This is a genomic window from Terrisporobacter vanillatitrophus (genome assembly GCF_051148895.1).
GTDB lineage: Bacteria > Bacillota > Clostridia > Peptostreptococcales > Peptostreptococcaceae > Terrisporobacter > Terrisporobacter vanillatitrophus.
This window is the reverse complement of record NZ_CP154625.1, coordinates 2,604,502-2,627,827: the sequence shown is the minus strand read 5'-3', so window position 1 is coordinate 2,627,827 and position 23,326 is coordinate 2,604,502. Positions and strand designations below refer to the sequence as shown.

The following is a 23,326-nucleotide window of genomic DNA, read 5'->3' as shown; positions in this document are numbered from 1 at the left end:
AATTTACCATTTTCAAAAAAATTTTAGATTGTATATTTTTTAGGAATTCTATCTTCAAATCTAATTGTTAGCTGCGCTAAAGTGGTAGCCCAATTTTGATTTGGAGATGTCCATTTTTCTATGATTTTCATAGTAGAAAGATACAGAGATTTTCTTAGTGACTCATCTGTAGGAAATACAGTTCTAACCTTTGTATATTTTCTTAGCTGTCTATTAAAACCTTCTAGTGAGTTTGTAGTATATATGATTCTTCTAATATCTTCAGAAAAATCGAAAAACGTTGCTAAATTAGGCCAATTATTATACCAAGAATCTATTACAACTGAATACTTGTTATACCATTTATCTTTTAAAATATCTAAATTTGCAAGCGCAGTTTCTTCATTGAATGCTCTATACACATTCTTTAAATCTTTCATAAATTCCTTTTGATCTTTTGATGCTATATATTTTAATGAATTTCTAATTTGATGTACTATGCAAGTTTGTATATTCACATCTGGATATACAGTTTTTATTGCTTCTGGAAGGCCTTTTAAACCATCCATGCAAGCTATTAATATATCATTTAAACCTCTATTTTTTAAATCATTACATACTGATAGCCAGAACTTTGCCCCTTCAGATTCACCTATCCAAATACCTAATATATCTTTTTTTCCTTTCATATCTAAGGCCATACAAATGTATGCAGCTTTAGATACTATTTTATTATCATCTCTTACTTTAAAATGCATAGCATCCATATATACTATAGGATAAATTTCATCAAGTGTTCTACTTTGCCATTCGGCGGCAGCCTCAACAACCTTATCTGTTATCTTAGAAATCATTGAAGGTGATACATCTATACCATATAGCTCTTCCATTTCAGATTGAATATCTCTCACACTCATTCCACAAGCATAAAGACCTATTATCTTTTTATCTAATTCATTACATACTGTTTCATATTTCTTAACAACCTTCGGTTCAAATTCTGATTTTCTATCTCTTGGAACATCTAATCCAATATCACCAAAACTACTACTTATTGTCTTTGAACTATATCCATTTCGATAATTTGTATCATTATTATCAGATCTTTCATATTTCTCTCTACCTAGATGTTCTTCCATTTCAGCCTCTAAAAGTTGTTGCATTACATCCTTGAATAGTTTTTGCATCAATCCATTTTTTCCAACGATGTCTTCCATTGTCTTACATTTTTTCACCTCTGCTTGATAATCAATATCTGGAATAATTATATCTTTCATTTTACAAACCTCCATAAATTTTAATATGAATATTATTCCAAACTTACCAATTTTAAATACTAAAAAAGTGTAGGTAAGTTTGTTTTTACACAAACCTATCTACACTCCCTTTTTATGGGATAATTTTACCAAGGTTTACTCCAATTACAATAGTGATATTCATCTTTCCATTCTAAATCAGTAGAAATGTAAAAATCCCCATAACTCCTTGTTGATTTATAAAAAATATTTACTACAGAAAACCTAGAAGATAAATCTTTATTGATAATTACATAGTATTTGTTGTCCACAGTTTATATATTATCATCTGAAGTAGGCTCATCCTGAGCTACATTAAAGACAGGCCCATGTCATGCAATTTCTTTCAAATAAATACGAATATATTTTTTATTATCTAATTTATCAGTTTCGTAGTTTTTAAACATCTCATCAAGAGCGGCTTTTGCCAAATCAGTTATGTTTATTATCATCATAGACTCCTTTTATTATTGATAAAATTATTTTATACAATTACTATCAATATATCAAACTAATTTTAATTTGAATTATTATTAAAAATAATATATTGAATGAAAAACTTATTTTACAGTACATAAATTATTAGGTTATAATAAAAATAAAAACTAAAAGGGAGATTTTATGAGTAAAAAGAAAGCTGGAATTTTGTCATTAATAGGGTATTTGATAACCATGGGTATTGGATTATTAATAGGGAATATTGTATCTAATATACTGGGAGAAAATGTGCTAGGAACAATGAATATGAATTTAAGCAATATTATTTATAAATTTATAATTCAAATACCGCCAACAGTATTTATTTTATATTTTATAAAAAAATATTATAATTGGGAAGATATAGGTCTTTCATCAAAAATATCAAAAAATTTGATATGGTTTGTACCATATTTAATAGTTTTAGTATTTATGATAGGTAAATTTATAACTGAATTAAGTAAACATATATCAACTTATGATAGTTCAATTTATTTACTTATAATATCTATATTTATAGGTACAGCTATGGCAGGTTTTTGTGAAGAAGTTATTTTTAGAGGTATAATATTAAATTCATTTAAAAGTGAAAAATCTTATATAATAGCTATGATAATAAGTAGTTTAGGTTTTTCCATAGTGCATATAACAACCATAGTGATGGGGAATTCTTTGCTTGATGCACTTATAACAGTATTTTATTCATCTTTACTAGGTTTTGCCTTTGTTGGTCTTGCAATGAAGATGAAAAATATATGGCCTTTAATTATTTTTCATTTCATTTGGAATTTTATATTATTTGCATCTGAAAGCTTACAGCTTGAAATATCTATAGCAGCTGGTATATGCAATGTTATGAATATTTTTATGGCTATAATACTATGGATTATTGTTATAGTTGAAGAAAAAAGAAAGCATAGAAAAAAAACTATACTGGCTAATTAGCCAGTATAGTTTTTAATTTTAATTAGTTATTTCAACATATTTACAATCTGCATATATATGATTTATAAAAAGTAATAATCTTTCATATAAAGGATGAACTTTTTCGCCATACTTTAATTCTAAATTCTGTCCTAATTCTTCTACAGTATTTTTACCATTTAACATAATAAATATTGTACTACAATATTCATCAAGTTCAATTTCTTTATACATTGGTATTTTAAACTTAAGTTTTCTTAAAATATTTTGTATTTTATGGTCTTGTTTTTCAAGCAAAGTAACTATTCCATTTTTGTCTATCAAGTATTCCACATTATCACAAATTTTAAATTTTAAATTTAAAATTTCTTCATTAGTCTTCATTATGTTTAACCTTTGCAAATGCAATAGGAATAGTTGTTGCTATAACAAGAATAACCAGTAGAAGCAATGCCATTGAATTTGATGCAGAAAATCCTGTAGGGATTCTAGGTGTAATTACGCCAGATACTTGTAATATTATACCTATTAAGCCTATTATAGATCCACCAGCAACTAAGCCTGAAGATAAACTTATACCATTTGAAACCTTAGCTTCTCTTTCTAAATCATTTTTAGAAGTTTTTTCTACAAATAAACGAACTAATGCACCTACTAATATGATTGAAGTAGTAGAGATTGGTAAATAAAATCCTATAGCAACTGTCATTATTGGTAAGTTTAACATAAATAACACTAAAGCCATAATCACACCAGCGATGACCATAACCCAAGGCAAATTACCAGACATTATACCTGATGTTAATGTAGACATTAAGTTGGCCTGTGGTAATGCAAAAGGAGCATCAGCACCTGTAATTGCTAATTGACTAGAAAGTACAACTATTGTTCCACAAACTACAGCCACACCTACTACAGAAGCTAGTGCAAAACCATTTTGCATTTCTTTTTTACTACCACCAATTATATAAGTTACTTTTTGAGATTGACTATATCCGCCAGCAACAGATATGGCAGTAACCATAAAGGCAGCAAATAAAAGTAATGATTTGTTATCTTCAAGTCCTGTCCATCCAGATACGACGAAAACAAGAGTTAATATAACTAAAGATGCAATAGTCATACCTGATACAGGAAGATTTGATGTTCCTATAGTACCTGTTAAACGTCCAGAAACTATAACAAATAAGAATGATAATAAGAATGAAACTATAATAGCAACAGCAGCCATTGTAATGCTTTGAGATATTAAATAAGCGGCAATTAAACCTACAACTATACCGCCTATTAATATTAACATTTCACCAGAACTACCTTTATCATCTTCATTATTACTTTTTTTAGCATTTAAAGTTTCTCTTATAGAAACTACTATAGTTGGAATAAGTTTTATAGCACCGATTATACCACCACAAAGCATCATACCAGCACCAATATATTTTACATAACTTCCTGATATAGAATTTACATCCATAGTATTTATTGGAATAGTAGGGGCATTCCATATGAACATTCCTTCGCGAGCCATATCAGAGAAGTATCCTATTAGTGGAGCAACGGCAAAGTTGGATAATATAGAACCAGCAAACATAGTTAATGAAACTTCTAATCCAACTATGAACCCTATACCTAGTAAAAGTGGATTTACTTCTAAAGAAAACTTCCACTTATAAAATGGAGTACCTAAATAAGTCATAACATTATTAATCACATTTAAAAATGATCCAGTTAGAACGTTGATTATACCACTTATTCCAAAGCCAATACCCATATATTTTATAGCATCACCACCGACTTGAGAAGCTACTAATGTTTCAGAAATGGCCATAGACTCAGGATACATAAGTTTTCCATGTTCCTCTACTATTAGGTAATTGTAAACTAGAGAAGAACAACCTATACCAAATAAACTTCCTGCCACACCTATTGTCAAACCTTCTAAAAAAGTAAGATCACTTCCGATTAAAATAATTGATGGCAATACAAAAATTAAACCACTAGCTATAGATTCACCACCACTAGACATGCCTTGTATAATATTTTTTCCAAGTATTCCTTTATCTTTTGCAAAAACGCCTACAAACATGGAACCAATAATTGCTCCAGGAATTCCTGCTGCTACTGTTAAACCTGATTTCATACCCGAATATGCAGTAGATGCTGCAAATACAGTAGAAAGAACTATTCCTATTATTAATACTGAAATATTTGCGCCCTTATTAGATTTATCAGTTATGTAAGGTACATAATCCTTACCTGATACACCTCCATAGGCCTCTTTAGGTAATTTGTTACTCATTATGTTATCTTCCTTTCTATTTTTTTAATAAAATAATTTGTTCTTATATAGTGTTTAACATTTTTGCAAAAAAATTTATATTATTTTTGAAAAATTGGAAATAAATTTAAAAATAAAAAATATACAATAAAAAAATAAATTTTTGAAAGAAGAGAAAGAGGTAAATAATGCAAGTTGTAGAATATAATACGTGGAAGTTTATAGAAAAAGGAGCATAAAAATGAGAGAAGAAGCATTAGAAATATTATTTAAGTATTTAAAAACTGATTATATGTTAAAACATAGCTATGCAGTAGAAGCTGTAATGAGAGAACTGGCTAAAAGATTAGAGCCACAAAAGGAAGAAGAATGGGCAGTGGCAGGTCTTTTACATGATTTAGATTCGGATATTACTGGAAGGATACCTGGTGTTGTAAATGATGATCATGCTTTTAAAAGCGTTGAATTATTAAAAAAAGAAAAATTTGGAGATGAAAAATTATATAGAGCTATTCTTGGGCATCATGACAATAAGGGAGTAGTTAGGGAAAGTTTAATGGAAAAAGCTATATATGCAGTAGATCCTATAACAGGTTTCATAACAGCCATAGCTAAAAGCTATCCAGATAAAAGACTTACTAGCGTAAAAGCCAAGTCTGTTATAAAGAGAATGAAGGAAAAAAGATTTGCTGCTAATGCTAATAGAGATGCCATGAGAGCCATAGAACTTACGGGAATAGGTTTTGATGAGTTTGCAGAAATATCTTTAAATGCTATGCAAAATATTGCAGATATATTGGAAGAAGCAGAATAAATTTAGTATAAATATATATTTTAAAAAAAATCATTCCTTTGGAATGATTTTTTTGATTGAATATTATGTGCAATGTATATAAATATATAGTAAACTTTATATTACTATTAAATTTAGGAGGAATACATGATAAAAGAATTTGTAAAATATTATAAACCATATAAGAAACTTTTCTATATGGACTTATTAGCAGCATTACTATTTGCTATATGTAATTTAATATATCCAATGATTACAAGGGATATAATGAATGAGGTTGTACCAAATAAGGATTTAAAAATGATTATAATTTTTGGAGTTACCTTATTATTTATATTTATAATAAAGGCATTTTTAAATCACTTTATGCAATATTGGGGGCATGTGGTAGGTGTTAGGATGCAAGCTGATATGAGAAGTGAAGTGTTTACTCATCTTCAAAAACTGCCTAATTCATACTTTGATAATCATAAGACTGGAGTAACCATGTCTAGAATAGTTAATGATTTAATGGATATTTCTGAACTTGCTCACCATGGACCGGAGGATCTATTTATATCAATTGTTATGTTTATAGGTTCATTCATTATTTTATTAAATATAAACATACCACTTACCATAATAATTTTTGCTATATTACCTTTAGTAATAATATTTGCGGCAAGACAAAGAAAAAGAATGCAAAATGCTTTTATGGAAACGAGAGTAACTACAGGTGAAGTAAATGCTACACTAGAAAATTCTATAGCTGGAATGAAGGTAACAAAATCCTTTTGTAATGAAGAAGAAGAGCTAAATAAATTTAACGAAAGAAATAATATTTTTAAATCTGCGAGACAAACAGCTTATAGAGTTATGGCTGACTACTTCTCAGGAATGAATTTATTTATGGATTTATTAGAATTAGTAGCACTAGTTGCTGGAGGATATTTTACTTATTTAGGTGAAATTAATTTAGGCGATTTTGCAGCTTATATATTATATGTAAAAATGTTTATAGAGCCAATTAAAAAACTAATAAACTTTACAGAACAATATCAAAATGGTATGACTGGGTTTGAAAGATTTATGGAAATAATTGAAGAAGATGTGGAAAAGGAAGTAAAAAATCCTATGGAGTTAAAAGATATTAAAGGAAATATTGAAATAGATAATGTTTCATTTACCTATGAAGATAAAAAACAAGTATTGAAAAACCTAGATTTATCAATTGAAGCTGGTAAAACAGTAGCGTTAGTTGGACCGTCTGGAGGAGGGAAGACTACTCTTTGTAATCTTATACCTAGATTTTATGATTTTGAAGAAGGTGATATAAGAATCGATGGAAAAAGCATAAAAAATGTAAGCTTAAAGTCATTAAGAAAAAATATTGGAGTGGTTCAACAAGATGTATTTTTATTTACAGGAACTATAAAAGAAAATATATTATGTGCAAAACCAGATGCCAATGAGCAAGATATAATAGCTGCAGCTAAAAAAGCAAGAATACATGATTTTATTGAAAGTTTACCGCAAGGTTATGATACTTATATAGGAGAGCGTGGGGTCAAGTTATCAGGAGGACAAAAGCAAAGAATATCTATATGTAGGGTATTTTTAAAAAATCCTCCAATAATAATTCTTGATGAAGCTACATCTGCCCTTGATAATGTAACAGAAAGAGAAATTCAAAAATCTTTAGAAGAATTAAGCAAAGACAGAACTAATTTAATTGTAGCGCATAGACTATCTACCATAAAAAATGCTGATGAAATTGTAGTATTATCAGATAGTGGTATAGTTGAAAGAGGAACTCATAATGAGTTGATTAATAGTGGTGGGATTTATAGTAAATTGCATGTGAGTTGACAAATAAAAAGTCTGAATCTAAATTATTTTAGTTCAGACTTTTTATATTTAGCAATAAAAAACATGATAATGATAATTATTTTCATTTACAAAATAATATAATAATGATATTATTATATTAAATAAATCTCAAGGAGGAATAATTATGAATAATAAAATAAATATAATATTTTGGAGTGGAACAGGAAATACAGAATCTATGGCACAATCTATATTTGAAGGTAGCAAAAAAGGTGGAAATTCAAAATTATTAACTGTTGATAAAGCCACATTAGAAGATGTAAAAGAAGCAGACGTATTATTTTTAGGTTGTCCGTCTATGGGAGTGGAAGAATTAGAAGAAAGTGAGATGGAGCCATTTATGGAAAGTATCTCAAATGATATAAGCGATAAAAAGGTTGTTCTATTCGGTTCTTATGGATGGGGCGATGGAGAGTGGATGCAAGACTGGGAGCAAAGAATTAAAAATTGTGGAGGAATAATAATTGAAGAAAGTATAATATGTAATGAATCTCCAGAAGAAGATATTTTAAAACGATTAACATCTTTAGGTGAAAAATACTCTAATTAAATTAATGATTATGCAAAACCATATGCTTAACAAATAAGTATATGGTTTTTATTATTAGAGAATAATTACTTATAGATTTTTTTTATATAAATACATCTATTATAAGCAAAAATAATTTGACCATGTATTATTGGCAAAGATATAATACAAGTGCTACATATCATAATAATGGAGGAAGAAAACATGCAAAAAAAATTATTAAGTCTAGTTTGTTGTGCAACTTTATCAGCAATGCTTGTTGTGGGTTGTGCCAGTAATGAAAAAGATAAAACTAGTGAAGAAAATAACACAAAAGCAGTAGTAACAGAGGATGTAAAAAAATCATTAAAAGATGAGAAAACGATTATTGTAGATGCAAGAGGAAATGATGTATATAGCGGTTGGGCTATTGAAGGCGCATCTAGAGGTGGTCATATATCAGGATCTACAGATTTTTCAGCAGATTGGCTAGAATCTAAAGCAGATAATAAAGATGACTATTTAACAGATGCTATAGAAAATAAAAAATTAAAATCTTATGAAAATGTAATTGTATATGATACAAATGGAAAAGATGCAAGTAAAGTTGCAAATTATTTATCTTCTAGTGGAATTAAGAATGTATCAACTTATGATGCTAATGAATGGATTAAAGATAAATCCTTAGAACTAGAATCATATGAAAATTATGATATGTATGTTCCAACGGATGTGGTAAAAGAAATAGTAGATGGGAAAACTCCAGAAAACTTTACAGATAGTAAAGAAATAAAAATTGTAGATGTTAGATGGGGGAATGAAGAAGAATCAGGTTATTTAGAAGGTCATATACCATCTGCATTGCATATTAATACAGATGATTTTGAGACTCCAAAAGTATATGTTAATAATATAGAAGAGTGGAGATTAAATGATGATAAAAGCTTAGTAGACTTAGCTTTAAAAAACGGAATAACTTCTAAGGATTGTGTAATAGTAACAAGTCCAGAACCACTTGCAGCTTGTAGATATGCTGTTATACTTAAATATTTAGGTGTACAAGATGTTCGTGTAATGAGTGGTGGATTTGATGTGTGGAATGAAAAAGGGTATAAATTAGAAAAAGAGAGTGTAGAAGCAAAAGCTGAAAAGGATTTTGGAGTAGATGCACCAGCAAATCCAAATATGATAGATACAATAGACGAAACAAAAGAGTTCTTGAAAAAAGATGATTATACACTTGTAGATAATCGTACTTGGAATGAATATATAGGTAAAGAAAGTGGATATAGTTATCATAAAATAAAAGGACGTATAGAAGGTGCTGTATACGGATATGCAGGAAAAACTGATTCAAGTTCAATGGATTATTATAGAAATGCAAATAAAACAATGAGAAACGGATATGAAATATTATCTATGTGGAAAGATGACTGTAAAATAGATTTAAATAATCATTTAGCATTTATGTGTGGAAGTGGATGGAGAGCTGCTGAGACTTACTGGGATGCTATGGTAATGGGACTTGATAATACATCTTTATATTCAGATGGATGGATTGCATGGAGTAATGAAGGAAATCCATATGTAACAGGAGATCCTACAAAATAATATGAGTAAAAGAGTGAAAAAAATATTATATTATATTTTTACCTTTGTTCAAATTGCCATATTAATTGGACTAAAAGTAGTTCATAATTTATCTAGTAAAAAAGCAGGAGTAAATCATCATTTAAGATTTTATAAATCAAAATATAACAATGAAATTTTTACAAGTAGTAATGTATTTACTTTTAAAATAGTTGTTGGTATTATAATGATTTTATTACTAATAGCTTTAATTTATTATATTTTTAAAAAGAAAAAAGCTCATGTTTTATTGGATTTTACAATAAGTATTTTATGTTGTATTTTATTAATTTGGATGTTAATTAGTACAACACTTATGTCTTTATTAGTTTATCCATTTATGGTTTTAATTACAGGTTTAGAATTATTAATTGAAATGATTAAAATATTTTTAATAATATGATTGAAAGCTATGGAAAAAATGATTAACATTTTTCGCCATAGCTTTCTTTATTGATATAATTAATATAAAAAAATGAAAAAATTTGAAATAATGGGAATATTTTTTAATGATATTTATATTAATAAAATAATTGTGACAAAAAAATACATTTTTAAATTGACTACGATAACGATTTCTAGTATATTTTGTATGGGGGAGTAAAATTAGTTTTTACATTCCTAAAATATGTTTAGGCCATATTTAACATCTAGCGTTATGGTGAAAATTATATATGGTAAATAAACATTGAATATTTAGAAATTTCCAAATGCACCAGTCAAAAAACGCAATCATGCAGATAAGTAAATAAAGAGACACATTATTTAAGGCATAAGATTAATAGTGGCTAAGCAGTGGGAAATCTCTAATAAAAAACATAAATTATATTGGAGGTATTATATGGAAAACGCAGTAAAAACTAAAAAGAGATATCCTTTTGGCTTTTATGTATGTGCTTTATCTTTCACTCTTGAAAGAATGGCATATTATTCATCAAAATGGCTAATGGCGATATTTATAGTTGCTTCAGTAGCAAAAGGTGGATTAGGCTTAACTGATGCGGAAGGTGCAAAAATGACTGCAAACTTAGTTGCATTCACTTATTTAACACCAATACTTGGTGGATATATAGCAGATAGATGGATAAATCCTAGATTATGTGTTGTATTAGGGGCAATTATAATGGGACTTGGATATGTTTGTGGATGGCAATCGTCTGTTCAATCATCTCCAGCATTAGTATGGGGAATGATTGCTCTTGTAGCTATAGGAACTGGTTTATTCAAAGGAAACGTTTCAGCTATAAATGGTAAATTATTTGATGATCCAGATCAACTGGACTCTGCATTCTCAGTTCAATATTCATTTGTTAACATAGGTTCTTTCATAGGAACAACACTTGTTGCTTTTATACAAGTAAAATATGGATTTGGAGTTACTTTCTTAATATGTGGAGCTTTATTATTCGCAGATGCTGTTTGGTTAATGTTTGCTGGTAACGCTTCATGGGGTGAAATAGGTAAGAAGCCTTTCAAAGCTGGTGAACTAAAAGAATCTTCTAAGAAAGAAGAAGTTGATGTTCCACTTACAGGTAAAGAAAAGCAAAGAATTGCAGCTATCGTACTTGTAACAGTATTCTCGATAGTATTCTGGATAGTTTGGTATTTAACTTATATGCCAGTAATTTATCACTGGGGACCTGATGTTGAAACAGCTAACAAAGCTAACTGGGTTATTGGAAACTTTACTGTTCCATCTGCTTGGTTTGATTCATTAAACGCATTTATGTGTATAGCTCTTGGGCCAGTTCTTGGAGCTTATTGGACTAAACGTGCTAACTCACCAAAAGGTGACTTAAGTATGTTCAAGAAGACTGCTTTAGGTATGATACTACTTGGTGCATCATTCGTTGTTATGGCTCTTGCTGAAGTTGTAAGAGGAGATGGACAAGCTAACTTAATGTGGATAATAATGGTGGGTATATTAATGTCAGTTGGTGAAATGGTATTCTCACCACTTGGAAACTCATTTATATCTAAATTCTCTCCAGCTAAAGTTTTAGGACTTATGATGGGTGTTTGGCCATTTGCAGTTTTCATAGCTGGTAAATCTTATGGATACTTATATGAATTCTTATCAGGATACTCATTTGCTCCAGCTTATGGTGCAGTAGCTGCAATAGTTATAGTATGCGGTATAGTTCTTTGGTCAATGGATAAGAAATTAAGTACTCTTGTTGAAGATGAAAACGAACACGAAGCATTAAATGCATAATAAGTAAATATATACTTTTAAATAAAGTAGCCTCAACTTATGTTGAGGCTATTTTTATTTAAAAAGAACATTTTTAGATTAACATGAATATTATTTAATGTAGAAAAATGCTGAAATTTCTACATTAAATGATATTGTGGTGGTGAAAATTTTGCAAAACTTAGAAAATATAATTGTAAAACAAATTCCAGTTATTAATAATGAAAATATAGATAAAAGAGTGAATAACTTTTTAACTTCAGATAAAGAGTATATTCCAGATGGCATAAACATGATAAATGCACCATTTATGTGGAGTAAAGGAATTACAGGCAAAAATGTTAAAATTGCAGTAATTGATTCTGGATGTGATATAACTCATAAAGACTTGAAAAATAGAATAATAGGCGGTCGAAACTTTACTACTGAGGACAATGGTAATATAAATAAATATGAAGATTACAACGGACACGGGACTCATGTATGTGGAACAATCGCAGCGTCAAATAATAATTATGGAGTGACAGGTGTGGCTCCAGATGCTCAACTATTAATTTTAAAGGCTTTGGATAAAAACGGTTCAGGAAGTATGAAGAATATTATAGAAGCAATAAATTTTGCAATAAGTCAAAAAGTAGATATAATATCTATGTCTTTGGGCACATCTACAGACGTTTCTCAATTACATCTAGTTATAAAAAAAGCAGTTGATAGCAATATATTAGTTGTATGTGCAGCCGGTAATGAAGGAGACGGTAGTGGGAGTACAGATGAGCTTTCTTATCCAGCGGGATATAATGAAGTAATTAGCGTAGGAGCAGTTGACTTTTCCAAATCGGCTGCAAGATTTACCGATTCTAATAAGGAAGTAGATTTAGTAGCACCTGGAGTAAATATAATATCAACTTTCTTAAATGGACAATATGAAACTTTATCAGGAACTAGTATGGCAACGCCTCATGTGGCAGGATGTCTTGCTCTTTTAATAGAATGGTCTAAAAAAGAGTTCGGAAGAAAATTAAGTGAAGCGGAGTTATATGGTCAGTTAATAAAAAATACTAATACTCTACCGATATTAAGAACACTTCAAGGTAATGGATTATTATTTATGAACCCTAAAAATATTTTAAAATAAAATTGTAAATATATAAATTAGAAAGTAAAGGCTGCTAGAAGATTAATTTTGAAGGCAGCCTTGCATTGTTTAATATGAAAATAATATGTATTTACATTAAATGGAAATGATATAATTATATAAAAAGTAATTATTAAGGAAAAGAAGAAATGGGGTTTACTAATGATTGAGGTAAAAAATTTGAACAAATCTTTTGCTAGACAAGTAAAAGATAAGAATAATAAGAAAAAGTTTAAAACAAAAAAGGAAGAGTTTTTAGCAGTAAATAATTTATCTTTTAAAGTAGGGAATGGGGAAATTATTGGAATATTAGGACCAAACGGAGCAGGGAAAACTACACTACTTAGAATGCTTGGAGGAATTTTAACTCCATCTTCTGGACAAATTAAAATAGGTAACTATGATTATGAAGAAGATAAAAATGCAGCTAAAAAAGAAATTGGATATTTATCAGGAAATACAAAACTATATAATAGACTATCTCCTAGAGAACTTTTAACTACATTTGGAAGTCTATATGATATGTCAAAAGAAGAAATAGAAAAATCCATAGATAATATAACTAAGATTATGGATATGGAAAGTTTTATTGATAATAGAATAGAAAACTTGTCTACAGGGCAAACACAAAGAGCATCTATTGCAAGATGTCTTATACATAATCCAAACATATATATATTTGACGAGCCCACATTAGGCTTAGATGTAATAAGTAGTAAATCTATTATAGATTTTATGAAAAGAGAAAGAGATAGAGGTAAAACAGTATTGTATTCAACTCATTATATGGAGGAAGCGGAAATTCTATGTGATAAGATCTATATGATGCATAAGGGTGAATTTATAGCTGAGGGAAGTTGTGAAGAACTTAAGTCTAAATATAATACAAGTAGCCTTAGGGACATATTTATAAACTTAGCAAGTGAAAGGGGGAACTTAAATGAGGACTAAGATGGTAAAAGCAATTTTTAAGAAGGAAATGATAGATATTCTCAGAGATAAGAAAACTTTATTTATGGGAATTATACTTCCTTTAATTTTGTATCCTGTTCTTATGTTAATAATGTCTCAAATTATGACTATTTCCATGAATAGTATAGAAAATGAAGATATTAATATAGCCTTTGAAAAACATCCTAATAAAGCGTTGATATCTACAATTGAAAATTATACAGATGATAGTAGTGGACATATTAATATAGTGAATACTAATAACTATAAAAATGATTTGGAAGAAGGGGATATTGATGCATACATAGGAGTAGAAGGTAACATTAAAATAGAAAACTATAAAATATACATAAATTCATCAAAAGATAATTCTTCCAATGTAAATAGTAAACTAGAGAGAGTTTTTTCATCATACAAAGACAGAAAAGTTAAAAATAAAATAGAACAGTCTAATTTAGATGTTAAAGAAACTCTTGAGCCAGTGGGATATGAAACTGTTGATGTGGCTAAAAATGAAGAGCTAGCAGGGTTTGTACTAGGTCAAATACTGCCATTTATTTTGATTATGGGAGTACTTCTAGGGGCTATTTATCCAGCTATTGATTCTATGGCGGGAGAAAAAGAAAGAGGTACTTTAGAAACTTTATTTACATTACCTATTACTAATTTAGAACTTGTGATGGGTAAATATATGGCAGTATCTCTTTGCGCTATTGTAACTGCCGTACTAAATGTGGTATCAATATTATTGACATTAATATATATTTTAACAACAGGGGATATGACAGGTCAGCTATTTTCTCATAGTTTAAGTATTTCAAGTTTAGCAGCACCATTGTTTATTACAATGATTTGTGTTTGTTTATTTGCCATGGTAGTATCAGCAGTAAGTATGTGTGTTTGCTCTTTGGCAAAAAGTTTTAAAGATGCACAAAACTATATTACACCAGTTGTGTTTTTAGTGCTCATGCCTTCTTATGCATCAATGATACCAAACATGAACTTGGATAGAACTACTGCTGTAATACCTGTTGTAAACATATCTTTATTAATAAAAAGTGTACTTAACTTCCAATCTAACTTAGGGTTAATTGCGTTGGTTTTTATATCAAACTTTGCCTTTGTAATTTTGGCTGTTATTTTACTGTCAAAAATGTTTAATTCTGAAGAAATATTATTTGGAAGTGGAAAGAGTTTTTCATTCTTAGAAAAAAGAAGTGATATAAAAAAAGGTACAATACCAAGTGTAAGTGATGGGGTTGTTTTATATGCTTTTGGATTGGTGCTTTTAATTTATATAGGAAGTTATGTTCAGTTGAAATTTGGAATGACTGGTATAGCTTTGACACAACTTATAATTTTAGCCTTGCCACTTTTATTTGGTTACTATATAAAAAGTGATTTTAAAAAAGTATTTTCTTTTAAATTACCCAAGTCTAAACATTTAGTTGGAGCATTTAGTCTTTGGATTGGAACGTATTTAATTGTATTTGTAATAACAAATATAACTTTATATTATTTTCCCCAAAACCAAGAGATTGTAGAAGGATTAAATAATGCTTTATTTATGAAAGATAACTTACTTTTAAATATTTGCTTGGTAGCAGTTATGCCGGCAATTTGTGAAGAATTGTTTTTTAGAGGTTTCATACTAACATCTTTTAAACATAATAATAAGTCATACAAAGGAGCTATAATTGCTTCGGGAATCTTATTTGGAATGATGCATATGGATTTTATCAGAATTATACCTACATCAATTCTAGGAATGTCTTTTGCATATGCAGTATGTAAAACCAATTCCATTGGTGTAAGTATGTTTATGCACTTTATAAATAATGGATTTGCAGTTGTTGTAAGTCATATTTCTTCAAAGATGTTTGATAATATTGAGATGACTAAAGTTACTTACTTACAATTTAATCAATTACTCGTTTTTATAGCATTAAGCATTATATTTATAAGTATTGCTGTTTTCTTATTTAAAGAAAATAGAACTTTAAATGAAAATAATATAATTGAATAAAAAATATATAATAAGGTTGCTCATTTAGCAATCTTATTTTTATGCATTGATACAAAAGAATGATATAATATATAAAAATGACAAAAGGAGATAAGAAATTGTTGAGTATTAAAGAAATAGAATTTGATTTGAATAGATGCGAAGAAGTATTAAAAGAGAATGATTATATGGAGATAGTAATAGCCGTAGAAGAGCTACAAGATAAATATAGAAATAAGATGAATAATATATGTGAAAATGAAAATAATGTTGTCTGGAATTATAGCAAAAAAGATTTAGAAAAAATCAAAATATGTTTACTTAATTATAGGAGAGAAATGATTCAAAAAGAAAAATTAAAAAATATTGATGAAAAATTGAAAGATTTTAGAATAGCTATTAGAGAGAATGATGCAAAATATCAAGATGATTTAGAAGAAACAATTAACTTTATTAAAGAGGTGAGTAATAAAGATATAAACTTAGATGAAAAGTATGAAGAATTAAAGCTTTGTTTTGAATTATTAAAAAAAATGGATAGGAAAACTAGTATGTATATATTGGAGTTAATAGTCTTGCTAATAAAATTATGAACTAATTAAAATTGGCAGGAAGATATGAAGTTTGGGGAGTTTAGAAAAAGTTTATTTTCGCAGTAAGAATAAACAATAATTTATACTATTATCTTTATGGATGATATTCACTATAAAGTCAGAGAAGCGAAGGTATTATATATAAGAACTCTATTCTTAAAGTAACTGGGAGTGTAGATAGGTTTGTGTAAAAACAAACTTACCTACACTTTTTTAGTATTTAAAATTGGTAAGTTTGGAATAATATTCATATTAAAATTTATGGAGGTTTGTAAAATGAAAGATATAATTATTCCAGATATTGATTATCAAGCAGAGGTGAAAAAATGTAAGACAATGGAAGACATCGTTGGAAAAAATGGATTGATGCAAAAACTATTCAAGGATGTAATGCAACAACTTTTAGAGGCTGAAATGGAAGAACATCTAGGTAGAGAGAAATATGAAAGATCTGATAATAATGATACAAATTATCGAAATGGATATAGTTCAAAGACAATAAGTAGTAGTTTTGGTGATATTGGATTAGATGTTCCAAGAGATAGAAAATCAGAATTTGAACCGAAGGTTGTTAAGAAATATGAAACAGTATGTAATGAATTAGATAAAAAGATAATAGGTCTTTATGCTTGTGGAATGAGTGTGAGAGATATTCAATCTGAAATGGAAGAGCTATATGGTATAGATGTATCACCTTCAATGATTTCTAAGATAACAGATAAGGTTGTTGAGGCTGCCGCCGAATGGCAAAGTAGAACACTTGATGAAATTTATCCTATAGTATATATGGATGCTATGCATTTTAAAGTAAGAGATGATAATAAAATAGTATCTAAAGCTGCATACATTTGTATGGCCTTAGATATGAAAGGAAAAAAAGATATATTAGGTATTTGGATAGGTGAATCTGAAGGGGCAAAGTTCTGGCTATCAGTATGTAATGATTTAAAAAATAGAGGTTTAAATGATATATTAATAGCTTGCATGGATGGTTTAAAAGGCCTTCCAGAAGCAATAAAAACTGTATATCCAGATGTGAATATACAAACTTGCATAGTACATCAAATTAGAAATTCATTAAAATATATAGCATCAAAAGATCAAAAGGAATTTATGAAAGATTTAAAGAATGTGTATAGAGCATTCAATGAAGAAACTGCGCTTGCAAATTTAGATATTTTAAAAGATAAATGGTATAACAAGTATTCAGTTGTAATAGATTCTTGGTATAATAATTGGCCTAATTTAGCAACGTTTTTCGATTTTTCTGAAGATATTAGAAGAATCATATATACTACAAACTCACTAGAAGGTTTTAATAGACAGCTAAGAAAATATACAAAGGTTAGAACTGTATTTCCTACAGATGAGTCACTAAGAAAATCTCTGTATCTTTCTACTATGAAAATCATAGAAAAATGGACATCTCCAAATCAAAATTGGGCTACCACTTTAGCGCAGCTAACAATTAGATTTGAAGATAGAATTCCTAAAAAATATACAATCTAAAATTTTTTTGAAAATGGTAAATTTAGTGTATATTGTCCTAAATTAGACACATAATAAAAATGTATAAAATACCATTATTAGTATTCCAATCAAATAAAAAAATATTACTGGAATAAGTAATTTCCAGTAATATCAATTAATAAATAAGTCTATTTACACAAATCTATAGACATTCTCAAGTAACTTAAAAATGGCTACGATTTCATAATCATAGCCATTATAGTAAATCTAAATTATCGCTATTTAATTTTATTTTTATTTAGGGAATAAATAATTATATTTCTATACTTATTTTTTAACCAACATTTACCTTAATATCGTTGTATATCTTAAAATTTTCTTCATCTATATCATAAACTATAATATTTCCATCTCCCAAAACACCAGTATATATAACATTTCGGATACATGATACAATTTTTCTGACAGAAATATTATTAATTATAAATTCCATTTTAACTTTTGGAATTAAATCTTTATATAAACTGACATCGTTCAAAGATTTATCAATTTGTTCTTTTATACAATAATCAATAATTGGATTTGTTTTAATATTAAAGATTCCAATATCATTTAATGCAGAAGTTAAGTGAGAAATTTTATCTTTATTTAAAATAACAACAATTTTAGTTAATCGATCGTCTTTTATGGTATTTTCTATACTTCTCATATAATGAACTGGAACAGCCTTGTCCATAGAGACTTTACCATTGAAAGTTGGCATAAAATCTGCATAAGAACTTTCAAGACCGTGTTCCTCCAAATCAAGCCCTATAATTTCTTCTTCATAATCAACACGAAGACCAAGGGTTTTGTTTATTACTATAAATACAGTTAACATTGTTATACTAACCCAAGCTATCACAGCTACAACTCCAAGAGTTTGAATACCTAATAAATGTAGCCCACCACCATAAAATAATCCGCCATCTAGAGCAAAGACTCCTGTTAGTATAGTTCCTATGGCACCGCAACAACCATGAACAGCTATAGCGCCTACAGGATCATCTATTTTTAATTTTTTATCTATAAAATCTATGGCAAGGATTACTACTATACCAGCAATAAGACCTATGAAAAATGCTCCACTTGGTGATACCAGATCACAGCCTGCAGTTATGGCAACTAAACCACCAAGTGCTCCGTTTAAGGTCATATTAACACTTGGAGTTTTATATTTTATCCAAGTTATAACCATAACACAAGTTGCAGCAGCAGCAGCAGCTAAATTAGTAGTAACAAATATTGAAGACATAGCTAAAAGACTTTCATCTCCTGTGGCAGAAACTGTGGAACATCCATTAAAACCAAACCAACAAAACCATAATATAAATACTCCTAATGCACCAATAGGTAGATTATGACCGGCAATTTCTTTAGATTTGCCCTCTTTACTGTATTTCCCGATGCGAGGGCCTAATATTTTTGCTCCTATTAAAGCTGCCACACCGCCTACCATGTGTACTGCAGTAGATCCAGCAAAATCGTGAAATCCTATTTGAGATAACCATCCACCACCCCAAATCCAATGACCTGAGATAGGGTAAACTATTGCGCTTATTACAACACTATAAACGCAATAAGACGAAAATTTTGTTCTCTCGGCCATAGCGCCTGAAACTATTGTAGCAGCTGTAGCGCAGAATACAGTTTGAAAAATCAGAAATGCATAAGTTGGAAAAGTAGAGTCGTAATTTCCTCTTACGAATAAATCTGGCGTACCTATAAAACCACCTAAATCACCACCAAACATTATTCCAAAACCTAAAATCCAAAAGATTATTGATCCCAATGAAAAATCCATTAAATTTTTCATTATAATATTTCCTGCGTTTTTAGCTCTTGTAAATCCTGTTTCCACCATGGCAAATCCAGCTTGCATAAAGAATACAAGGGCAGCTCCAAGCAAAACCCATATTGTATCAAGTGATGAATACATATAAATACCTCCTTAAAAATAAAAAATAAGGCGTGTAATTAAACCTGTTTTTAGGTTAATATACACGCCTTTGTGCAAAATATTTTAATTATATACTAAATAATAAGTCTGCATAAGTAGGGAAGGGCCAAAATTTCTTACTAACTATTGTCTCTAATTCGTCTGCTATAGCACGAAGTTCTTGCATTTGTACTTTAATATTATCTTTATAAAATTCAGCATTTTCTTTAGGATTAGGGTAGTTCTTACTTTCTAATAATGATGTATTTAATTTTTCGATTTTAATATCTAAACAAGCATTTAAGGAAGAAAGCTTTTTAACTAAAGAAATTTCTAAACTACAATCAATATCAGAACTTAGTGATTTTTTATTTAAAGCAGTATCAGTTAAAGATTTAGAGTAAGCACATACTGATGGTATTATATCTTTTTTAGCCATATCTATCATTGTTAAAGCTTCAATATTTAAAGTCTTAGAATATTGTTCTAGTAAAATATCACATCTTGATTGAAGTTCTTCTTTTGTATAAATATTAAATTTTTCAAATAACTTAATATTTTGTTCGTCTACATAATGAGGAAGAACATCTACGGCAGTTTTAAAATTAGAAAGACCTCTTCTTTCAGCTTCAATAACCCATTCTTCTGCGTAGTTATTTCCGTTAAATATTATTCTTGAATGTTTTTTCATTGTATCTTTAATTATCTCAAAAATTGTATCGTCTATATTAGTGCTTTTTTCTAATATATTTGTATATTCATATAAACTGTTTGCTACAATAGTATTTAAAATAGTATTAGGACATGCGATGTTACAAGTAGAGCCAAGCATTCTAAATTCAAATTTATTACCAGTGAAGGCAAAAGGAGAAGTACGGTTTCTATCTGTTGTATCCTTCATGAAAGATGGAAGAACATCAACATCTATATCCATTCTGTTTAGTGCTTCTTCGCTATAAGGTGAATCATTTTCAATGCATCTTAGTATTTTCTTCAAATCAGAACCTATAAACATGGAAATTATAGCTGGAGGAGCTTCGTTGCCACCTAATCTATGATCATTTCCTGCGCTTGCTACTGATAATCGAAGTAGATCTTGGTATTCATCAACTGCTTTAATAATTGCAGATAAGAATAATAAGAAAGTTTTATTTTCATAAGGTTTTTTACCTGGTTCCAATAAATTTTTTCCTTTGTTAGTAGAAAGAGACCAGTTGTTATGTTTACCACTACCATTTACACCTGCAAAAGGCTTTTCGTGTAATAAACAAACAAGACCATGTTTATCCGCAATTGTTTTCATTAAGTCCATTGTAATTTGATTGTGATCTGTTGCTACATTGGTAACTGTAAAAATAGGAGCTAATTCATGTTGAGATGGTGCAACTTCGTTATGCTTAGTTTTTGATAAAACACCAAGTTTCCAAAGTTCCATATCTAATTCTTTCATAAATTCAGCAACTCTAGGTTTGATTGAACCAAAGTAATGATCTTCCATTTCTTGTCCTTTTGGAGGTTTTGCTCCAAATAAAGTTCTTTGGCAGAACTTTAAATCTATTCTTTTTTCAAATAGTTTTTTATCTATTAAGAAATATTCTTGTTCAGGACCAACTGTAGTTACAACTCTAGTTACGTCATTGTAGCCTAAAAGATTTAATAATCTTACTGCAGTTTTATCAAGAGCTTCCATAGATTTTAATAAAGGTGTTTTTTTGTCTAAGGATTGACCTGAATAAGAACAAAAAGCAGTTGGTATGCATAGAGTGGTATCTCTTATAAAAGCATAAGATGTTGGATCCCATACAGTATATCCTCTTGCTTCGAAAGTACTTCTAAGTCCTCCTGATGGAAAGGATGATCCATCAGGTTCTCCCTTTATTAATTCTTTGCCAGAAAACTCCATTATAATATTGCCGTCACTAGTTGGTGAAATGAAGCTATCGTGTTTTTCAGCAGTAATTTCTGTCATAGGTTGGAACCAATGAGTAAAATGAGTTGCCCCATTTTCTATTGCCCAATCTTTCATAGTATTTGCAACTACATTTGCAATTTTAATATCAAGTGGCTTACCTTGATGTATAGTATTTTTTAAAACTAAATATATATCCCTTGGCAATCTTTCCTTCATTACATTGTCATTGAATACTAAGCTCCCAAAAATTTTAGATAGTCTTTCCATAATGTATCCCCCTTTAGTATTATCAGAATATTGAATAAAAGTATAAAATTATTTCAAAATGAAGAAAGGCGCAGTAGGTAAAACTACCTACAGCGCCTTTGCTGTTTAATAATTATAGAATCTATTGTATGCATATTTTTGAAAAATGTCAACTAAAAATTAAAAAAAATTATTCTTTTTTATAGAGGTTTTTATTGGAAGATAAAATTTACAAAAAATATTTGACATATATTCTGATAAGAGGTAAAATCTTACTAAATAAAATGAAAATTCATAAATTAGTACAGAAAATAACTTTAAATTTTATGTGGAAGTAAGAGTATTTATAAAAGGGTGTGAAGCAAGGGTACTTTCATTCTTTTGTGAGTGACTCTTTTTTTAATTTGAAAAATGAAATTAATTGTTACAAACTTGCATTTTATTGAAATATTTCAAATAAAATTGTAAAAGGTTATTTTGATTTAAAGGGTGATTCTTATGGAAAATATTCTAATTGTATCTAGTTCTAATAAAAGTAAAGAACTATTAACTAATATTGCAAAGGAAAGTGGTGAGTATGACGTTTTAAACGTGGAAAATAGTTTTCAGTGTAGAGAAATAATAAAAAAAATGAACGTTGATTTAATAATAATTAACTCACCTTTAAGTGATGATTATGGAGAAAACTTAGCAATATTTGCAAATGAAAATACTAATAGTTCTATAATATTGATAGTTAAAAATAATTCGCCTAAAGAGAGTATATATAATGTTGAGAGTAAAGGAATTTATATAATGGAAAAACCATTAAATAAACTTATGCTTATTAATACAATTAATTCTTATATTATTCATAGAAGGCGATTTAATTCTATTATTAATGAAAATGAAAAGTTAAATAAAAAAATAAATGATATAAAGTTAATTGATAGAGCTAAATTAACTTTGATTCAATATTTAAAAATGAGCGAAGAAGAATCTCATAAATATATTGAAAAGCAAGCAATGGATTTAAGAATCACAAAGGTGGAAGTTGCAAAAAATATTTTGAAAATTTATGAATATTAAAATATATGTAGAGGGGGAAATA

18 protein-coding genes are annotated in these 23,326 nt (G+C 28.7%); 13 read left to right on the top strand and 5 right to left on the bottom strand.

Translation table 11 applies throughout. From position 1 onward, the window contains the following. Positions 1–23 precede the first annotated feature (23 nt). Positions 24–1,256, bottom strand: a complete 1,233-nt coding sequence (locus TVTCOM_RS13095) for an IS256 family transposase (protein ID WP_434796184.1) — start codon at positions 1,254–1,256, stop codon at positions 24–26. A gap of 639 nt (positions 1,257–1,895) precedes the next feature. On the opposite strand from TVTCOM_RS13095, the gene TVTCOM_RS13090 reads away from it, so the two are divergent. After that, positions 1,896–2,696: a CPBP family intramembrane glutamic endopeptidase gene (locus TVTCOM_RS13090; protein WP_434796715.1), complete on the top strand. Its 801-nt coding sequence runs from the start codon at positions 1,896–1,898 to the stop codon at positions 2,694–2,696. Positions 2,697–2,714: 18 nt separating this feature from the next. Here TVTCOM_RS13090 and TVTCOM_RS13085 read toward each other — a convergent pair whose 3' ends face one another. After that, positions 2,715–3,059, bottom strand: coding sequence for a PqqD family peptide modification chaperone (locus TVTCOM_RS13085; protein ID WP_434796714.1), 345 nt, complete (start codon positions 3,057–3,059; stop codon positions 2,715–2,717). Further along, positions 3,049–4,974: an OPT family oligopeptide transporter gene (locus TVTCOM_RS13080; RefSeq protein WP_434796713.1), complete on the bottom strand. Its 1,926-nt coding sequence runs from the start codon at positions 4,972–4,974 to the stop codon at positions 3,049–3,051. The genes TVTCOM_RS13085 and TVTCOM_RS13080 overlap by 11 nt, the downstream gene beginning before the upstream one ends. 220 nt (positions 4,975–5,194) lie before the next feature. Here TVTCOM_RS13080 and TVTCOM_RS13075 point away from each other — a divergent pair, with 220 nt between their 5' ends. The 11 genes from TVTCOM_RS13075 (at position 5,195) to TVTCOM_RS13025 (ending at position 18,139) form a co-directional block, all read left to right on the top strand. Continuing rightward, positions 5,195–5,767 (top strand): HD domain-containing protein, encoded by a 573-nt coding sequence (locus tag TVTCOM_RS13075; protein WP_434796712.1) that lies wholly within the window; start codon positions 5,195–5,197, stop codon positions 5,765–5,767. Positions 5,768–5,893: 126 nt separating this feature from the next. Further along, positions 5,894–7,594, top strand: coding sequence for an ABC transporter ATP-binding protein (locus TVTCOM_RS13070; protein WP_434796711.1), 1,701 nt, complete (start codon positions 5,894–5,896; stop codon positions 7,592–7,594). Between the two features lie 145 nt (positions 7,595–7,739). After that, the gene (locus TVTCOM_RS13065; protein WP_434796710.1) at positions 7,740–8,165 is read left to right on the top strand and encodes a flavodoxin; all 426 of its coding nucleotides are present in this window, start codon (positions 7,740–7,742) and stop codon (positions 8,163–8,165) included. Positions 8,166–8,348: 183 nt separating this feature from the next. Beyond that, on the top strand, positions 8,349–9,734 hold the full coding sequence (locus tag TVTCOM_RS13060; RefSeq protein ID WP_434796709.1) for a rhodanese-like domain-containing protein: 1,386 nt from the start codon (positions 8,349–8,351) through the stop codon (positions 9,732–9,734). A gap of 1 nt (position 9,735) precedes the next feature. After that, positions 9,736–10,155, top strand: a complete 420-nt coding sequence (locus tag TVTCOM_RS13055; RefSeq protein ID WP_434796708.1) for a hypothetical protein — start codon at positions 9,736–9,738, stop codon at positions 10,153–10,155. Between the two features lie 438 nt (positions 10,156–10,593). Continuing rightward, positions 10,594–11,967: a peptide MFS transporter gene (locus tag TVTCOM_RS13050; protein ID WP_434796707.1), complete on the top strand. Its 1,374-nt coding sequence runs from the start codon at positions 10,594–10,596 to the stop codon at positions 11,965–11,967. A gap of 151 nt (positions 11,968–12,118) precedes the next feature. Continuing rightward, positions 12,119–13,081, top strand: a complete 963-nt coding sequence (locus TVTCOM_RS13045; RefSeq protein WP_434796706.1) for a S8 family peptidase — start codon at positions 12,119–12,121, stop codon at positions 13,079–13,081. 162 nt (positions 13,082–13,243) lie between these two features. Continuing rightward, positions 13,244–14,032, top strand: a complete 789-nt coding sequence (locus TVTCOM_RS13040; protein WP_434796705.1) for an ABC transporter ATP-binding protein — start codon at positions 13,244–13,246, stop codon at positions 14,030–14,032. Next, positions 14,022–16,058 (top strand): ABC transporter permease subunit/CPBP intramembrane protease, encoded by a 2,037-nt coding sequence (locus TVTCOM_RS13035; RefSeq protein WP_434796704.1) that lies wholly within the window; start codon positions 14,022–14,024, stop codon positions 16,056–16,058. The genes TVTCOM_RS13040 and TVTCOM_RS13035 overlap by 11 nt, the downstream gene beginning before the upstream one ends. 98 nt (positions 16,059–16,156) lie before the next feature. Continuing rightward, positions 16,157–16,630, top strand: coding sequence for a hypothetical protein (locus TVTCOM_RS13030; RefSeq protein ID WP_434796703.1), 474 nt, complete (start codon positions 16,157–16,159; stop codon positions 16,628–16,630). Positions 16,631–16,906: 276 nt separating this feature from the next. Then, positions 16,907–18,139, top strand: a complete 1,233-nt coding sequence (locus tag TVTCOM_RS13025; protein WP_434796184.1) for an IS256 family transposase — start codon at positions 16,907–16,909, stop codon at positions 18,137–18,139. A 295-nt stretch (positions 18,140–18,434) separates the two neighbouring features. Here TVTCOM_RS13025 and TVTCOM_RS13020 read toward each other — a convergent pair whose 3' ends face one another. After that, positions 18,435–20,078, bottom strand: a complete 1,644-nt coding sequence (locus tag TVTCOM_RS13020; RefSeq protein WP_434796702.1) for an ammonium transporter — start codon at positions 20,076–20,078, stop codon at positions 18,435–18,437. Positions 20,079–20,166: 88 nt separating this feature from the next. Beyond that, a complete protein-coding gene (locus tag TVTCOM_RS13015; RefSeq protein ID WP_434796701.1) occupies positions 20,167–22,257 on the bottom strand; it encodes a glutamine synthetase III in 2,091 nt (696 codons plus the stop codon). 477 nt (positions 22,258–22,734) lie between these two features. Here TVTCOM_RS13015 and TVTCOM_RS13010 point away from each other — a divergent pair, with 477 nt between their 5' ends. Continuing rightward, a complete protein-coding gene (locus tag TVTCOM_RS13010; RefSeq protein WP_434796700.1) occupies positions 22,735–23,304 on the top strand; it encodes an ANTAR domain-containing response regulator in 570 nt (189 codons plus the stop codon). Positions 23,305–23,326 lie beyond the last annotated feature (22 nt).

Excerpts from the sequence above, each read along its gene's own strand:
- TVTCOM_RS13095 (WP_434796184.1), bottom strand. The coding sequence starts at position 1,256 with ATGAAAGATATAATTATTCCAGATATTGATTATCAAGCAGAGGTGAAA.
- TVTCOM_RS13090 (WP_434796715.1), top strand. The coding sequence starts at position 1,896 with ATGAGTAAAAAGAAAGCTGGAATTTTGTCATTAATAGGGTATTTGATA.
- TVTCOM_RS13085 (WP_434796714.1), bottom strand. The coding sequence starts at position 3,059 with ATGAAGACTAATGAAGAAATTTTAAATTTAAAATTTAAAATTTGTGAT.
- TVTCOM_RS13080 (WP_434796713.1), bottom strand. The coding sequence starts at position 4,974 with ATGAGTAACAAATTACCTAAAGAGGCCTATGGAGGTGTATCAGGTAAG.
- TVTCOM_RS13075 (WP_434796712.1), top strand. The coding sequence starts at position 5,195 with ATGAGAGAAGAAGCATTAGAAATATTATTTAAGTATTTAAAAACTGAT.
- TVTCOM_RS13070 (WP_434796711.1), top strand. The coding sequence starts at position 5,894 with ATGATAAAAGAATTTGTAAAATATTATAAACCATATAAGAAACTTTTC.
- TVTCOM_RS13065 (WP_434796710.1), top strand. The coding sequence starts at position 7,740 with ATGAATAATAAAATAAATATAATATTTTGGAGTGGAACAGGAAATACA.
- TVTCOM_RS13060 (WP_434796709.1), top strand. The coding sequence starts at position 8,349 with ATGCAAAAAAAATTATTAAGTCTAGTTTGTTGTGCAACTTTATCAGCA.
- TVTCOM_RS13055 (WP_434796708.1), top strand. The coding sequence starts at position 9,736 with ATGAGTAAAAGAGTGAAAAAAATATTATATTATATTTTTACCTTTGTT.
- TVTCOM_RS13050 (WP_434796707.1), top strand. The coding sequence starts at position 10,594 with ATGGAAAACGCAGTAAAAACTAAAAAGAGATATCCTTTTGGCTTTTAT.
- TVTCOM_RS13040 (WP_434796705.1), top strand. The coding sequence starts at position 13,244 with ATGATTGAGGTAAAAAATTTGAACAAATCTTTTGCTAGACAAGTAAAA.
- TVTCOM_RS13035 (WP_434796704.1), top strand. The coding sequence starts at position 14,022 with ATGAGGACTAAGATGGTAAAAGCAATTTTTAAGAAGGAAATGATAGAT.
- TVTCOM_RS13025 (WP_434796184.1), top strand. The coding sequence starts at position 16,907 with ATGAAAGATATAATTATTCCAGATATTGATTATCAAGCAGAGGTGAAA.
- TVTCOM_RS13020 (WP_434796702.1), bottom strand. The coding sequence starts at position 20,078 with ATGTATTCATCACTTGATACAATATGGGTTTTGCTTGGAGCTGCCCTT.
- TVTCOM_RS13015 (WP_434796701.1), bottom strand. The coding sequence starts at position 22,257 with ATGGAAAGACTATCTAAAATTTTTGGGAGCTTAGTATTCAATGACAAT.
- TVTCOM_RS13010 (WP_434796700.1), top strand. The coding sequence starts at position 22,735 with ATGGAAAATATTCTAATTGTATCTAGTTCTAATAAAAGTAAAGAACTA.